The sequence below is a fragment of the Candidatus Desulfosporosinus nitrosoreducens genome, assembly GCF_030954495.1.
Taxonomy (GTDB): Bacteria; Bacillota; Desulfitobacteriia; order Desulfitobacteriales; family Desulfitobacteriaceae; genus Desulfosporosinus; species Desulfosporosinus nitrosoreducens.
The window spans coordinates 1-13570 of the sequence record NZ_JAVHUW010000065.1 but is presented as its reverse complement, the minus strand read 5'-3'; the positions used below and the strand labels follow the sequence as shown (position 1 = coordinate 13570).

General features: G+C 43.0%; 13 protein-coding genes, 1 rRNA gene and 1 pseudogene. 5 read left to right on the top strand and 10 right to left on the bottom strand.

Annotated features, from left to right (window positions below; all coding sequences use genetic code 11):
- Positions 1 to 82: 82 nt before the first annotated feature.
- From REC12_RS16440 to REC12_RS16430, 3 genes are read right to left on the bottom strand one after another with little or no spacing between them, the layout of a single operon-like run.
- Positions 83 to 883, bottom strand: a complete 801-nt coding sequence (locus REC12_RS16440) for an energy-coupling factor ABC transporter ATP-binding protein (RefSeq protein ID WP_308896334.1) — start codon at positions 881 to 883, stop codon at positions 83 to 85.
- Positions 880 to 1818 carry a cobalt ECF transporter T component CbiQ gene (gene cbiQ / locus REC12_RS16435; RefSeq protein ID WP_308896332.1) on the bottom strand — a complete coding sequence of 313 codons (939 nt, stop codon included), beginning with the start codon at positions 1816 to 1818 and terminating at the stop codon, positions 880 to 882. Before cbiQ ends, REC12_RS16440 begins: the two co-directional genes overlap by 4 nt.
- Before the next feature lie 27 nt (positions 1819 to 1845).
- Complete coding sequence (locus REC12_RS16430; protein ID WP_308896330.1) at positions 1846 to 2079, bottom strand: CooT family nickel-binding protein; 234 nt, start codon at positions 2077 to 2079, stop codon at positions 1846 to 1848.
- A 511-nt stretch (positions 2080 to 2590) separates the two neighbouring features.
- On the opposite strand from REC12_RS16430, the gene REC12_RS16425 reads away from it, so the two are divergent.
- Positions 2591 to 3253, top strand: coding sequence for a hypothetical protein (locus REC12_RS16425; RefSeq protein ID WP_308896328.1), 663 nt, complete (start codon positions 2591 to 2593; stop codon positions 3251 to 3253).
- A gap of 182 nt (positions 3254 to 3435) precedes the next feature.
- On the opposite strand, the gene REC12_RS16420 is transcribed toward REC12_RS16425, so the two are convergent.
- The 6 genes and pseudogenes from REC12_RS16420 to nrdR all read right to left on the bottom strand — a co-directional run bounded on the left by REC12_RS16420 (position 3436) and on the right by nrdR (position 8619).
- Positions 3436 to 3699, bottom strand: coding sequence for a helix-turn-helix domain-containing protein (locus REC12_RS16420; protein ID WP_308896749.1), 264 nt, complete (start codon positions 3697 to 3699; stop codon positions 3436 to 3438).
- Between the two features lie 111 nt (positions 3700 to 3810).
- A pseudogene (locus REC12_RS16415) lies at positions 3811 to 4299 on the bottom strand (AraC family ligand binding domain-containing protein); the annotation flags it as partial.
- A gap of 33 nt (positions 4300 to 4332) precedes the next feature.
- Positions 4333 to 4929 carry a LysE family translocator gene (locus tag REC12_RS16410; protein ID WP_308896327.1) on the bottom strand — a complete coding sequence of 199 codons (597 nt, stop codon included), beginning with the start codon at positions 4927 to 4929 and terminating at the stop codon, positions 4333 to 4335.
- 106 nt (positions 4930 to 5035) lie between these two features.
- A complete protein-coding gene (locus tag REC12_RS16405; RefSeq protein WP_308896325.1) occupies positions 5036 to 5548 on the bottom strand; it encodes an L-2-amino-thiazoline-4-carboxylic acid hydrolase in 513 nt (170 codons plus the stop codon).
- A gap of 166 nt (positions 5549 to 5714) precedes the next feature.
- A complete protein-coding gene (locus REC12_RS16400) occupies positions 5715 to 8141 on the bottom strand; it encodes a vitamin B12-dependent ribonucleotide reductase (RefSeq protein WP_308896323.1) in 2427 nt (808 codons plus the stop codon).
- A 4-nt stretch (positions 8142 to 8145) separates the two neighbouring features.
- Positions 8146 to 8619, bottom strand: coding sequence for a transcriptional regulator NrdR (gene nrdR / locus REC12_RS16395; RefSeq protein ID WP_308896322.1), 474 nt, complete (start codon positions 8617 to 8619; stop codon positions 8146 to 8148).
- Between the two features lie 608 nt (positions 8620 to 9227).
- Between nrdR and REC12_RS16390 the strand changes: the two genes are divergently transcribed.
- From REC12_RS16390 to REC12_RS16375, 4 genes are read left to right on the top strand one after another with little or no spacing between them, the layout of a single operon-like run.
- Positions 9228 to 10814 (top strand): spore germination protein, encoded by a 1587-nt coding sequence (locus tag REC12_RS16390; protein WP_308896320.1) that lies wholly within the window; start codon positions 9228 to 9230, stop codon positions 10812 to 10814.
- A gap of 27 nt (positions 10815 to 10841) precedes the next feature.
- Entirely contained in the window at positions 10842 to 11939 is a 1098-nt protein-coding gene (locus tag REC12_RS16385; RefSeq protein WP_308896319.1) for a GerAB/ArcD/ProY family transporter, read from the top strand.
- Positions 11936 to 13126, top strand: coding sequence for a Ger(x)C family spore germination protein (locus REC12_RS16380; RefSeq protein ID WP_308896317.1), 1191 nt, complete (start codon positions 11936 to 11938; stop codon positions 13124 to 13126). Before REC12_RS16385 ends, REC12_RS16380 begins: the two co-directional genes overlap by 4 nt.
- Positions 13123 to 13341: a hypothetical protein gene (locus tag REC12_RS16375; RefSeq protein ID WP_308896315.1), complete on the top strand. Its 219-nt coding sequence runs from the start codon at positions 13123 to 13125 to the stop codon at positions 13339 to 13341. The genes REC12_RS16380 and REC12_RS16375 overlap by 4 nt, the downstream gene beginning before the upstream one ends.
- A 99-nt stretch (positions 13342 to 13440) precedes the next feature.
- Here the strand turns inward: REC12_RS16375 and rrf are convergent.
- A 5S ribosomal RNA gene (rrf, locus tag REC12_RS16370) occupies positions 13441 to 13557 on the bottom strand.
- Positions 13558 to 13570: the final 13 nt, after the last annotated feature.

Below are 13570 nucleotides of genomic sequence, written 5' to 3'. Positions count from 1 at the left end.
GTCAACTTGCAGGCGGATTGCTAATCCCCCATTGTTACCTCAACGGCAAAGAGCCAAAGCACTAACGAAACCATATCATAGATTAACGATGCTGCCGGTTACCACCCAGATGGAAATGAGACCGCTCATGAATTAAATTAACCTCTAGCAATAGTTCTCTATTGGAGAGTACCTGCAAGGGTATACCATCCGCCGCTATAGTGTGATCCTCACGAAAAACAATCACGCGCTGTGCCAGCTCTTCAACGATTGATAAATCATGAGTTGCCATGATAACCGTTTTGCCGGCCTTTTGCAGGGCACTTAGAAACTCAACCAACCAAAATTGAGTGCGGGGATCAAGTCCATTCGTCGGTTCATCCAAAAACAAAACCTCCGGGTTGACTGTCAGCACACAGGCTAAGGCTACTTTTTTCTTTTCCCCGCCGCTCAGCTTGTAGGGAGCACGGTCTAAGAAGCTTCGGATACCGACCAGCTCCGCTACATCATCCACTCTCCGGTTTACCTCGGCCTTGGTAAGCCCTGCCTGTAACGGTGCAAAAGCCAGCTCGTCCCACACAGTGGCGGAAAAAAGCTGAGCATCCGAGTTTTGAAATACAAAACCCACTCGTTGCCTGAAATCTTGCAGAAACTTAGAATCGCGCAAAGCGTCTTCGGTTAATTCCTGTCCAAAGGCATAGATTTGACCTGAATCGGGATGAATCAGACCGCAGAGCATTTTAAGCAAGGTGGATTTGCCGCTGCCATTCGCCCCTAAAATCACCAGGCCTTCTCCCTGGCGAATATTTAAGTTTATATCGGTGAGCACAGATTGCCCGGGCAAATACGAGTAGGATACGTTATGAATGTCAAAAATCATGTCCAAAGGGGGCTCTCCTTTCATCCTCCCAATACTTTGTTCGCGACAAACATGATAAGACCCGCCAGAACTACCAGCAACAAAATTAAAACATCCTGCCAACCGAGGCGGGAACGCTGCAAAAGGCGTATTTCTCCGGAATATCCCCGGGCAGTCATGGCCCAATAGACTTCCTCACTCATCTGCAATGACTTGCCAAATAAGCCGCCCACTGCCGAGCCTATAAATCTTCTTTGTTCTTTCGCAGCTGATTGCCCGGCGTCACGGGCCTTACGAGCCAGAAACATTTCCTCCATAGCTGAAATTAAAACAAATATATAGCGGTAAGTCATTTCAAGTGTTACTACAAAAATTTTCGGTACATAAAAGGAACGCAGAGCACGCAAAAAGTCCATCCAACGAGTGCTTAAAGTAAGAATTACAGCTAAAGAAACTGAGATACCCACCCTGCTGACCAGCATAGCGCCACCCCACAGCCCCTGTTTAGTCACTGCTAAAGTAGGCGGCAAAGATATAAAGCCAATGCGCAGAGAATGGTGAAAATTCGCTATAACCCAAAGCGGGTCACCTGGACGCACCCAGTTAAAGAGCGACGGCAGCACCATGATTCCAGTAAATAATGGGATAACCAGCCAAACCCGTAAGACCACTTGACGCAACGGCAAACGAGAGAACACCGCGATTATAAGCAGCACTAAGTAAAATCCCCATAACAAAGAAAGCTGTGAACATAGGTTAACGATGACCAAAAAGTACATCAGCATTACCACTTTGACTCGCGAATCCAAATCTTGCAGAAACCCTTGCCGCAGGGCGACTTCCTCGGCAAAAACAGCCTCGTGTATAATCTTAATAATGTCCCGCAGCGTCTTCTCGATAAAGTGCCCTTTCCGGCGACCACCGCAGCCACAACGACACAGGGCAGGACTCGTTTCGTTTAACCAACCGGGCAGTTCCATCCGGGTTGCCTCCTTTTATATCAGCCGCTATAGTCGTTGAACCGTTTTGTCTAGGGCACCCCTTTTAGCCTCGGCTATTTCTTCTAATACAATTCGATGGTTGAGCAGCGTCATGTCTTTAATTTGCGCCTTCACAAATTTTTGCCGGCCGAAAATATCCACGAGTTTTAAGCCGTCTTCATAAGGCTCGATAACATCCACCGACTCCATAAACAAAACTTCTTGGCCGTTGTTCTTAAAGTAAGCATTAGCTTCGCACATTGTTTTATCCTCCTTAAAATTAAAGTTAAAAAAGGCCATAGAGTGACCCTTTTTAGGTCAGACCTCCATGGCCTTTATTTTTTGATTTAATTGCTCGAATTCCTGATATTCTGAGTAAATCTTAAATTTTAACAGCAGAATCCATTAGTTTAACTCTTGATTTATGATTTTACTTTTACTAAAAAATTTATTCGACATACGAATTAGAAATTCCTTCTTTTGTATTGCTTAGTTTGAATATTATTAATTCGCTGTTCCTTTAAAGCCCTCAGCTCCTTTCAGCAAATTTTCAGGAACAGCTTAATAAACATTCAGCTAACTTTAAGCCTTAATTCAGGAACCAGGATTAAAGTATTTATCAGAGATACACTTATGGAAAACACTCCCAAAATCCACGCATAAAGAATCGTTTGGAGGTGACATGGCTCTTTCTGGAATTTTACAAGTCTAAGGTATTAAGCAATGCCTAGGTAATTTAACCTTTGAAAAAAACCTTTAAGGAGAGATTTCTGTGAATCAAAAAAAGAATAAACTACTACATAAGCCAAAAAAGATGGCAGCAGGTACCATAATTACTTTCTTAATAGCGTTTGGCATTGCCGGCTGTGGAACCCAGCAGGCTGCTTCTACTCAGCAAACACAAAGTCAATCTGCTCAAAACCAATCTGCTCAAACTCAAACTGACCAGGGGCAAAAAAATCCTGATCAGATGGCGGCAAATCCTGCTGTTAAAGCTGCCATGGACGTTCTTCAACTTCAACGCAGCCAACAAGTCGTTTTAACCAGCGAACAGTCCAACACCATTAAACCAATTTTGCAGGAACTGATCAGCACATCAAATCCAACAGACGATGTTCTGCAGACGAAAGCAGATGCAATCACCGGTGTATTTACGGATCAGCAAAAAAGCTTTCTGGCCCAAGGCCCCGGTGGCAACCGCCATAACGGCAACAATAATTCTGCCAATCCGGAGAGCAGTTCCAATACCTCAAACCCTTCTGACAACTCAAGCTCTTCCGCTAACTCAAGTTCCTCCGCTAATTCAAGTTCTTCCGGTGGAACAAATGCTTCTCCAAATGGAACCAAGCCTACAAATGGCACCCCGCCTGCAAACAACGACCACAGTTTTAATGCGCAAGATATTTACAAACAGGCTTTAGCGGCTTTGAAGTAAAAATGTTTGAGAGATGATATAAGCAATTGACCACTGCCTAAATCGCGGCCTTCTATAAGCATTAGCTTTATAGGGCCGCGTTTCTTAATTTCTTTGGAGTTCTATTTTAAGCTCGAAGGTTGATCCCACCCACGAACACTTAAATCCGGCGCACTTATTTAGTAACATTCAACGGTTAATGCTTAATTTAACTGAGACATATATTCAAAGGCGGTTGTTCCGTATATGCTTTTAAAATGTCTGTTTAAATGGGTTAAATCAACGAAATTGCATTCTGTCACAGCCGAATAAACATCCCGGTTTTTTTCTATTAACTGCTTGGCACGTTCTACTTTGTAATTTAAAAAATACTGATATGGCGAAATCCCCGTATTGGCTTTAAAGATCCTGATAAACTGAAATTTGGACATCCCGAACTCTTTAGAAATTTCAGCAAGGCTTAACATTTTGTCTAAGTTATAGTAAATCATCTCCTTTGCTTTTTTGATGAGAACGTTATTCTTTTGGTAAGTCATACTGATTTCCGACTGGGAAAAATTATCCGCTAAGGATAAAAGCAATTCATTGCACAGAGATTCATCATAATCGCTAAATATAGCGTCCGCCAAATCTAAAATGCCTTGCTCAAGTTCATAGTTATAAACAATAGGCGAAGAAAAACGAACTGTTTCTTTTTTCTCAAGTATCTCCATAAACAGCTCAGGCTTAATATAGAGCATAATATAATCAATGCCTGCCCTATCCTGTGACCTCCCGTCATGAGCCTGCTCGGGATTAAAGAGCATCACACCGTTTCGATAAGATGACTGTAAACAGCCGTCTAATACTAATTTGTGTTTAATATATTACATTTCTCATTTAGGTAAGACACTGTAACAAAGCTGTATGGCAGTCAAGAATTGTGAAATATCTAATCTTTTAGGCGCAAATTAGTATAAGTTATATTGCTGAACCCCCCGCAGCGTCACCCCTAAAGCATATTCCTCATGGCAATGCTTTTTATATTTGAAATCCGTAAAACTCGCTGAAAGCGCCGTAATTTCCACCGCTTTTTTATAAATAAACTTCTCCGTAATTAATCACCGCCTAAATAACCCAACAATTCCTGAAGCCACAAACGCTGAATAAACCAGAAACAGAGCCATTATAGTATTAGAAGCTCTTTGGTATTTCTGCAAAAATTCTTTAAAGATTGTACCAAAAAGCACCCATGTGATAAATGCTAAAAAACCGATCGCTGTTATCACTGCCGCAAAGACGAAAAGTGACCAGAATGAATTGTAATATGGGATAACAAAACTCGGAATAACCGTCATTGTAAACAAAATGACCTTAGGGTTTACAAACTGCATGAGCAAACCTGTTATAAAGCCGACAGGTTTACTTACGGTCGCCTCCGATACATCCATCTTAAAAATCTGGTAAGCCAAGTACAGTATATAAAAACTCCCGATTATTTGCATGATGCTTAAAACTTTCGGCACTACCGTTATCAGCGCGCTGTTTAATAGAGCTGAGACAGCAAGCAATATGCCAAAAGAAACTGTCGCCCCATATACATACTCCATCGTTTTCTTAACTCCAAAGTTCTGAACCGCGGACAGGATAACAATATTGGTCGGTCCCGGTGTAAAGGTAACAATGAGGCAATATAGCAAAAAAGATGTTATATTCATGATGCCGCTCCTTTATGAGTTTGCATGAATTGTACATCTTTCCAATTAACCGGGTATAGTATATTATTGCAAGAATCCTTTTATTAAAAAACTAACGTTTGCCGGCTCAAGCTTTAATATAGCTTGAGTTTCTTCTTCTGCAGACCATTTCGCAGAACCCGTCGCCATCGAGAGCATTTTTAAGGTGGACATAGTCGCTCTCGGGATGAAAAGCCTCATACTTAGCCTGATCAACGGCACAGTAAAGGCGTCCTATTTTTTCAAGGCCTTTTTCCTTCCAATACTCTGCTAAAGGACAATAGGTAATCTTTATATGAGTCTTGTTTTCCCCCGGCTCCACCTTCTCTACATCCCACCCTAAAGGAGGGAGATCCGCCAGTTCTACGTAATTCTCCGGTAGATGTTCGATTCCCGCTCTTAAGACATTTTCTTGATGTTGATACCCACGCTCGGAACCATAGGCTTTTATAGCTCGCTTTACAAGTTCGGTACCCCGCTCTTCACCAAGCTCGCTGATAACTTCCTTAGTCACATGATAGAATAAAGAAGCCATCATTCTTCCCATTTGCCTTACTTGTACAGCGGTATCTTCTTGCTTTATCGCACTGTCCTCAAGCAAAATTCTCTCCCCCTTTGTCAAATTTAAAATACTAAAAAATAGAAGCCAATAACCGTAATATTTCAGTTATTGGCTAAGAAGCGTTTTGGTTAGTCTAAGACAATTATTTGTTTTTCAATCGACTAATATAATATTTAGTGACAGAGTTATTATCAGTGAACAAAACTCAACCGCACTTCGAATAACCACAATGTGTGCAAACAACACAACCGCTTTCATGGTTAATCGGCATGCCACACTCCGGGCAAGCATTTTCGGGAGCCACGCCCACGCGAAGTTTCTTTTCGGCGGCTTTTTCTGTGCGCTTGGCAGCATTTGTCCGTTCGGCATTTAGAATAGCTTGCTGAGTGCCAGTCTGAATTTCAGTGACTTTAATTCCAACTTCGTTGTATTTTTTAATAACACGGGCAATGGCATCAGGGCAGGAAGTCACACTGACTCCTTCGCGCCGCATGCAGGCCGGGCAACGGATTCCTTTCACTTGCTCGATAATTGCGTCGACAGACAAACCCGAACGCAGCGCAATGGAAATCAAGCGAGCAGTAGCCTCAGATTGAGAAGAACAACCTCCGGCCCGGCCGGTATTTGTAAACACTTCACAAATTCCTTTTTCATCCGCGTTGACACTGACATAAAGATTGCCGCAGCCGATCTTGATCTTTTCTGTAACCCCGATGGTTGTCGTCGGTCTCGGACGGGGCATCACAGTGTTCACTTCAGGAACAAACGGTGTTCTGGGAACAATTGTCTGCTCTGAGCCTGTTTGAACCGGTGCCTTACCCGTTTCAGTTTGAGCAGGTGCGGCAGTGCCCGCCGGTAGGGATGTTCCGGTGGAAAGTACCTGCTCCTCCCGGCTTCCATCCCGATAAACCGTTAACCCTTTACAGTTCAGTTCATCGGCTAAACGGTAGGCTTCAGCAATGTCTTCCCGGGTTGCGGAGTTGGCAAAGTTAATCGTCTTGGACACCGCATTGTCGGTATACTTCTGGAAAGCGGCTTGAATTCGGATATGCCATTCCGGAGAGATCTCCTGTGCCGTAGTGAAGACTTCCTGCACCCAGTTGGGGACTTCCGGCAATCCCAGAACCGTTCCCACTTCAGCAATCTTGCGCATAAGTTCCGGGGAATAGAAACCGTAATCTTTCGCAAAAGATTCAAAGAGAGGGTTTACCTCAACCAGCGAGGTGCCATCCATAACGGTTTTTGTATAAGCCACCGCAAAAAGGGGTTCTACTCCGCTGGAGGCGGCACAAATCATGGATATAGTCCCTGTCGGAGCAATCGTTGTCAGCGTGGCATTGCGCAGCTTCATAACCCCGTCGTAAATGGAACCGTCATAATTCGGAAAAGCTCCCCGCTCTTCAGCCAAGCGCTGGGACTCGATACGAGCTTCGGTCTGAATAAAACTCATTACTTTTTCTGCGTATTCAATAGCCTCTTCGGTAGCGTAAGATGTTTGCAACAAGATCAACATATCTGCAAAACCCATTACTCCAAGACCAATCTTGCGGTTCCCTTTAACCACATCATCAATAATCTGTAATGGATACTGATTGGCATCAATAACATTATCCAGAAAACGCACTGACAACCGAGTAACATAACTCAGCCGCTCCCAATTTATCACCATCTTGCCGTTTTTCTCAGTCACCATTAGCTTGAGGTTAATAGAGCCCAGGTTGCAGGCTTCATTGGGAAGCAGGGGTTGTTCGCCGCAAGGATTTGTCGCTTCAATTTTTCCTTGCTGAGGCGTGGGATTGCCCTCATTCAAACGGTCAAGAAAAACAATCCCGGGCTCCCCATTCTGCCAGGCATGGTCAACAATTTTATTAAAAACTTCGGGTGCGGACAACTGACCGGCTTGGACACCCGTATGGGGATCGATGAGATCATAGTTGCGCCCTTCACGGACAGCCTGCATAAATTCTTCTGTGATCCCAACGGAAATATTGAAATTGGTAATCTCTTTATTGTCTTCTTTGCATTGAATAAAATCCAAAATATCCGGGTGGTCTACCCGAAGAATTCCCATGTTTGCTCCACGCCGGGTTCCGCCCTGTTTCACCGCTTCCGTGGCAGAATTAAACACCTTCATGAAGGAAACCGGGCCGGAGGCTACACCACCGGTTGAGCGAACCATGCTATTTTTGGGCCGCAAACGGGAAAAACTAAAGCCCGTTCCTCCACCTGATTTATGAATAATCGCCGCATTTTTTATCGCGTCGAAAATTTCCTCCATACTATCTTCAACCGGTAAAACGAAACACGCGCTCAGTTGTCCGAGATCTCGACCCGCATTCATCAATGTCGGTGAATTGGGCATAAACTCAAGGTTTGCCATGATCGTATAGAAATCCTTAACCAAGGCTTGAGTTTCTTTTTTGCCTTTTCCATACTTCTCTTCTTCCATGGAGGCAATCACACTGGCTACACGGTAAAACATATCCTCGGCCGTCTCGGCGACTTGTCCATTGACCTGTTTCAAATATCTCTTTTCCAAGACGACACGCGCATTAGGCGTTAGATTTGCCTTAGGCCAGTTTTTTGGTGCTTGTCCTTCGAAACTCAACTCGAATCCCCAACTTTCCTTCATATCTCTACTGTTTTTCTAACGCTCCTCGCTTCTCGATAAGTTCGTTCAACTCTTCCATAAAGCGTTGTATATCCTTAAACTGACGATAAACGGAGGCAAAACGTATGTAGGCAACTTCATCCAAACTAAACAACTGCTTTAAAACTGCTTCCCCGACTTCGGAACTGGTTACTTCTCGTTCGTGGGTGTTACGCAGGTCTTTTTCAATGCTATAGGCTGCTTCCTCAATTTGTTCCAGAGAAATCGGTCGTTTTTCACACGCTCTGAGCATACCCGCCATCATTTTAGAACGGGAAAAAACATCACGTCTCCCATCCTTTTTCACAACCACGAGTGGTGAGTCCTCAAACTTTTCGAAGGTAGTGAACCGACGCAAGCATCGATCGCATTCCCTGCGCCTTCGGACTGTTGTTCCTTCTTCAACCTGCCGAGAATCAAGAACCTTAGTGTCCTCATTTCCGCAGAATGGACAGCGCACTGCTTCACCCCCATATATAGTATGTTATAAATTTAATCATACTATATCTAGTATGTCAATCCAACTATTGGCCTATTATTTAGCCCAACTTGCTATCCCTCGCCAGTTTCTGCCGACTATCTCTTTATTGCTTGTTTTTTTATTACAGTAGTATTCCTCTTTAAAAAGGACAAAATAATCTTTGGAACAATTTAATTAAGACTCCCGAAAGGAAGTGACGATTCTTGATCAAAAAAATGCCGCCGGAAAAAAATCCAAACCCAAATACTATGCCCACACCTCATAATCATCAACCAAGCATGGATTCCAGAGATGGTCATGGTCTTTCCAAAGAGGAAGCCTTGCGGTCCAAGAAGTAAAGTTTCGTTTCGTATCTACTATTACTTGCTATCTATGGTTTTACCCCAGCAAAAAAGACCAGGAGCTGTGACAAAGTTGTTACAGCTCCCTTTTTCTATTAGCAAAAGTAAGTGCACTCAATCACTCTTTTCGAAAGGGGATGGTCCCCTGAGAAAATCACAGACTTTTGTTTTCTGGTTAATCCGTAATAAATGCAAGCCTTTAGGCAAAAGCTATTTAAATGTAAAAACAACTGAGAAGGTGGATTAATGTTTACTAAAATCATCAATAACAGCAAACGAAGAAAATGTCGCCGTCCTCCTGAGGCTCCTTCTCAAAATCCTCCTTCAAATGAGCAAATGTCTTTATCCAAGGATCTAAAAGAAAACCTTCAATCTATGCAAAAGGTTTTTGAAAATGCCAGTGATGTTGTTATTCGGGAGTTCAAGATTGGAGCGGAACAACCTGTTCGTGCCTTTACCGTGATGATCTTCGGTCTTTTTAACGAAGCCTCTGTTAATGAAAACCTGATTAAACCGCTAATGTCCTTAGACCAGAATATAGGCAAAGAATCCGCTGTAGATATCGTGAAAGAAAGCATCTTACCGGTTGCGAGTGTTCAGGAATACCTTACTCTTGAGGAGACAGTTACCGGAATTTTATCGGGAGATACGGCCTTATTCATTGATGGATCAAACAGGGTTCTTATGGCTTCCATTCGGGGCTGGGAAGCCCGAGGAGTTGAAGAACCCAGGACTGAGTCTGTTGTTCGGGGACCCCGGGAAGGGTTTGTCGAGTCCCTTGGTACTAATATATCTTTAATACGCCGAAAAATTAAAAATGCAAATTTGAAAGTCGAAATGATGACCGTGGGCAAACAAACAAAAACAGAGATTTCCCTTGTTTACCTTCATGGCATTGCTAACGAAAAGATAGTCCAAGAAGTTAAGGATAGAATATCCCGAATCGAAACGGATTCCGTTTTAGAATCAGGTTATATTGAATCCTTTATCGAAGATGCGCCCTATTCCTTATTTCCAACTGTAGGCAACAGCGAAAAGCCTGATATCACTTGTGCTAAGTTATTGGAGGGAAGAGTTGCTATTTTAACGGACGGAACTCCTTTCGTTTTAACAGTTCCCTATTTATTTGTTGAGGCTTTTCAAAACAGCGAGGACTATTACTCACGCCCTTATCTGGCTACGTGTATCCGCTGGCTGCGCTGGTTAGCCTTTTTTATCTCCACCTTTATACCAGCCTTATATGTGGCTATCACGACGTACCACCAAGAATTATTGCCGACATCTCTTTTAGTGAGCATTGCCAGCGCCAATGAAGGTTCCCCTTTTCCCACGATCGTCGAAGCGCTTCTCATGCAAATAGCTTATGAGATTTTGCGTGAAGCCGGCCTGCGCTTACCCAAGGCTGTTGGACAAGCCGTCAGTATTGTCGGCGCCTTAGTTATAGGAGACGCCGCTGTTTCCGCGGGGTTAGTCGGGGCGCCCATGGTAGTCGTGGTAGCTCTTACAGGAATCTCCTCTTTTGTCGTCCCAGCCTTGACGGACGTAACTACAGTGACTCGTTTCGTACTTCTCATCTTATCAAGCTTTTCCGGTATGTACGGGCTAATGCTTGGTTTCGCAGGATTTCTTACTCATCAGCTTTCGCTTCGATCTTTTGGCGTTCCTTACATGTCCCCTCTGGTACCCTTAAGTACCTCCGGGCTAAAAGATGTTATAATTCGCGCACCATGGTGGTCTATGGGTTTCAGACCCCGCAATTTAGGAAAAAACTCGACAAGACAGGCCGAGTCTTTAATTCCCCAGCCCCCCATGGATAGTCATAACAATAATTAGTATTACTCTCCCAAAAAGGAGATAGCTATGTTAGAAGATGCAAAAGTTACCTCAAAACAACTCATTTTTCTCGTAGTTATCAGTAGAATCGTCATCACCATTACCTTTTTTCCTGCTTTAAATGGTCCACCTGGAAACCAGGACGTATGGATGTCTGAACTCTTAAGTTTTCCCGCTTCCCTATTATTAACAACTCCGATCTATCTGTTATGGAAGCGGTTTCCTACCCAATCATTGATTGAATATTGCCAGACGATCCTTGGCAAAACAGGCATAATTATTGGATTCGTCTATGTACTATATTTTATTCACTCCCTTTCTGTGTTCTTATACCAGTGGAGCGCCTTTCTTACAACCGCAGTAATGCCGGAAACACCCGTTCTTTTTATACTGCTCCTCCTCTTTCCCTTCTGCGCTTATGCCGTATCAAAGGGCATTGAGGTTATTGCCCGACTTGCCGAATTTTTTGCCCCATTGGTTTTCGGTGGGCTCATTGTCATTTTTCTTTTCCTTTCTAAAGATATGGATTTAAAAGTTTTTACTCCATTCATGGAGAAGGGCATTCTGCCGATCATAATGGGCTCCTTTTTGATTGCGTCAAGAACTTCAGAGATCTTAATACTGGCTATGCTGCTCCCTTATTTAAATGCCAAAAAAAGAAACACTCAAATAGTGTTCCTCTCCAGTTTTAGTCTTATGGCTTTCTTCTGGGTAATTTCAACCGTAACAGTCCTGGCAACTCTCGGGCTGGATTTAACGCGGCTGTTACAGTTTGCCTATTTCACTGCTGTTCGCTTGGTAAACATCGGAGATTTCATTGAACGGATAGAATCAATCCATCTGGCTATTTGGATCTTAAGCGGATTTCTAAGAATTAGTTTGTATTACTATATCACTCTCATGGGCTTAAGCCAGGCTATTGGCTTAAAAAACTATAAAGCGATTATCCTTCCGACCCTTACCATACTTCTTCCCATATCATTGGCAATTCAGAGTAACATTGCAGATTTAAATGAATACTCCTATTCAATTGAGTCCTGGTTTAACATTGTCTTCATTTTTTTAATTCCCACGTTCCTCCTCTCCATTGCAATGCTTAGGAAGCAAGGTGAAAACAAAGTATGAAACGAGCGCTTTCCATAATCTCCTGCATCCTTTTGTTGCTTCTACTCCCAGGCTGCTGGAACAGAAGAGAACTAAATACCCTGGCTATTGTTCAAGCTGTAGGAGTCGATCTTACAGACGATGGACAAATCAGCATCTCTCTGCAGATTCTGAAGCCCAGTGCCATTAAATCATCAACCACCGAAAAAGGCAGCGGATCAAAAAGTGTTTGGGTCGTCACAAGCACAGGTGAAACGGTCTTTGATGCCATACGAAATGCTTCTATGCAAACAGATCGCAAAGCATATTTCTCCCATAACACAGTCTACGTACTTTCAGAAAAGTTAGCCAGGGAAGGCCTTAGCGATGAAATAGATCTCTTTGGCCGGGACTCTGAGTTTCGTCAATTACCTTATGTTTTTATCTCAAGAGGTAACGCAGAGGATATTATAAGAAGTAACTATGAACAGGAAAAAATTCCGGGTCAGGCCATTGAAAAGCTTGCTAAACTTACGTTTGCCTCCTCTAAACTTCCAAGGACCCAATTAATCGACTTACTCAAAAATTTTGCCAGCAAAACTAACGATTCAATCATTCCGGGTATTAACCTGATCCAAAGCAATGATAACGAATCAAACGAAAAGAGCCTCAAGCTTGAGGGGACGGCAATTCTAAAACGGGATAAAATGATTGGCTGGTTCGATTCAAAAGAGACCCGGGGAATTTTATGGATCTTGGGAGATGTAAAAAGTGGGATTATCGTTGTCCCAACTCCCGGCGACGAGACAAAAAAATCCGCCATTGAGATTATCAGGGTCAATAGTAGTGTCGTTCCGGAGCAAGTCGATGGCAATCTTGTAATAACCGTCAACGTCCATGCTGAGGGAAATCTCGGAGAACAAATGAACGCTATAGATTTAGTCAAGCCTGACTCCTTCACAGAACTTGAAAATAACATGACTGAGGTAATCAAAGCGGAAATTAATAGCGCGGTAGATAACGCTCAAAAATGGGACGTGGACATTTTCAAATTCGGCCCGGAAGTTCATAGACGGTTTCCCAAAGAATGGCCGGAATTAGAAAAAAACTGGCGTGAAGAATTTAAAAAAATTCAAGTCAATGTCGTTGTTGATTCTAAACTACATTGGTCAGGATATTTAAAAAAACCCATTCAATCTATTAACGATGAAGGAGCAGAGAGTAAATGAAGCTTTCTCTCTATATTTTAATTTTAGTTTTTGTCTTTGGTCTTTTGTCTTTTGCGGTGGTTCCTCCCCTTTTAAAGAAAAAGCAGCGAAAAGAGCTTATCGTCGTAATTAGTCTCTTTAGTATAGGGTTTACTTTAAATTTTTTGTTGATAATCGGCGTAAAACTACCAAATCCCCTTAAAATATTAATCGAAATTATTCAATCAGTTCTTTGAAATAATAATCACAGTCAAGTTCTCGCTGAGTTTGTCTCGGTAGAGCAGAAAACTACCCTAACGCAAAAAGACTACCATTTTGGTAGTCTTTTGCTTCTTACCTGGCGATGACCTGCTTTTCCAGGAGCTTGCGCCCCAAGTATCATCGGCCCTGGAGGTCTTAACTTCCGTGTTCGGGATGGGAACGGGTGGTACCCCTCCGGCATGATCACCAGATCTCTGAGATCCC

Coding starts and splice junctions, on each gene's coding strand:
- REC12_RS16430 (WP_308896330.1), bottom strand. CDS start 2,079: ATGTGCGAAGCTAATGCTTACTTTAAGAACAACGGCCAAGAAGTTTTG.
- cbiQ (WP_308896332.1), bottom strand. CDS start 1,818: ATGGAACTGCCCGGTTGGTTAAACGAAACGAGTCCTGCCCTGTGTCGT.
- REC12_RS16380 (WP_308896317.1), top strand. CDS start 11,936: ATGAAACGAGCGCTTTCCATAATCTCCTGCATCCTTTTGTTGCTTCTA.
- REC12_RS16385 (WP_308896319.1), top strand. CDS start 10,842: ATGTTAGAAGATGCAAAAGTTACCTCAAAACAACTCATTTTTCTCGTA.
- REC12_RS16390 (WP_308896320.1), top strand. CDS start 9,228: ATGTTTACTAAAATCATCAATAACAGCAAACGAAGAAAATGTCGCCGT.
- REC12_RS16420 (WP_308896749.1), bottom strand. CDS start 3,699: ATGTTAAGCCTTGCTGAAATTTCTAAAGAGTTCGGGATGTCCAAATTT.
- REC12_RS16440 (WP_308896334.1), bottom strand. CDS start 883: ATGAAAGGAGAGCCCCCTTTGGACATGATTTTTGACATTCATAACGTA.
- REC12_RS16410 (WP_308896327.1), bottom strand. CDS start 4,929: ATGAATATAACATCTTTTTTGCTATATTGCCTCATTGTTACCTTTACA.
- REC12_RS16375 (WP_308896315.1), top strand. CDS start 13,123: ATGAAGCTTTCTCTCTATATTTTAATTTTAGTTTTTGTCTTTGGTCTT.
- REC12_RS16400 (WP_308896323.1), bottom strand. CDS start 8,141: ATGAAGGAAAGTTGGGGATTCGAGTTGAGTTTCGAAGGACAAGCACCA.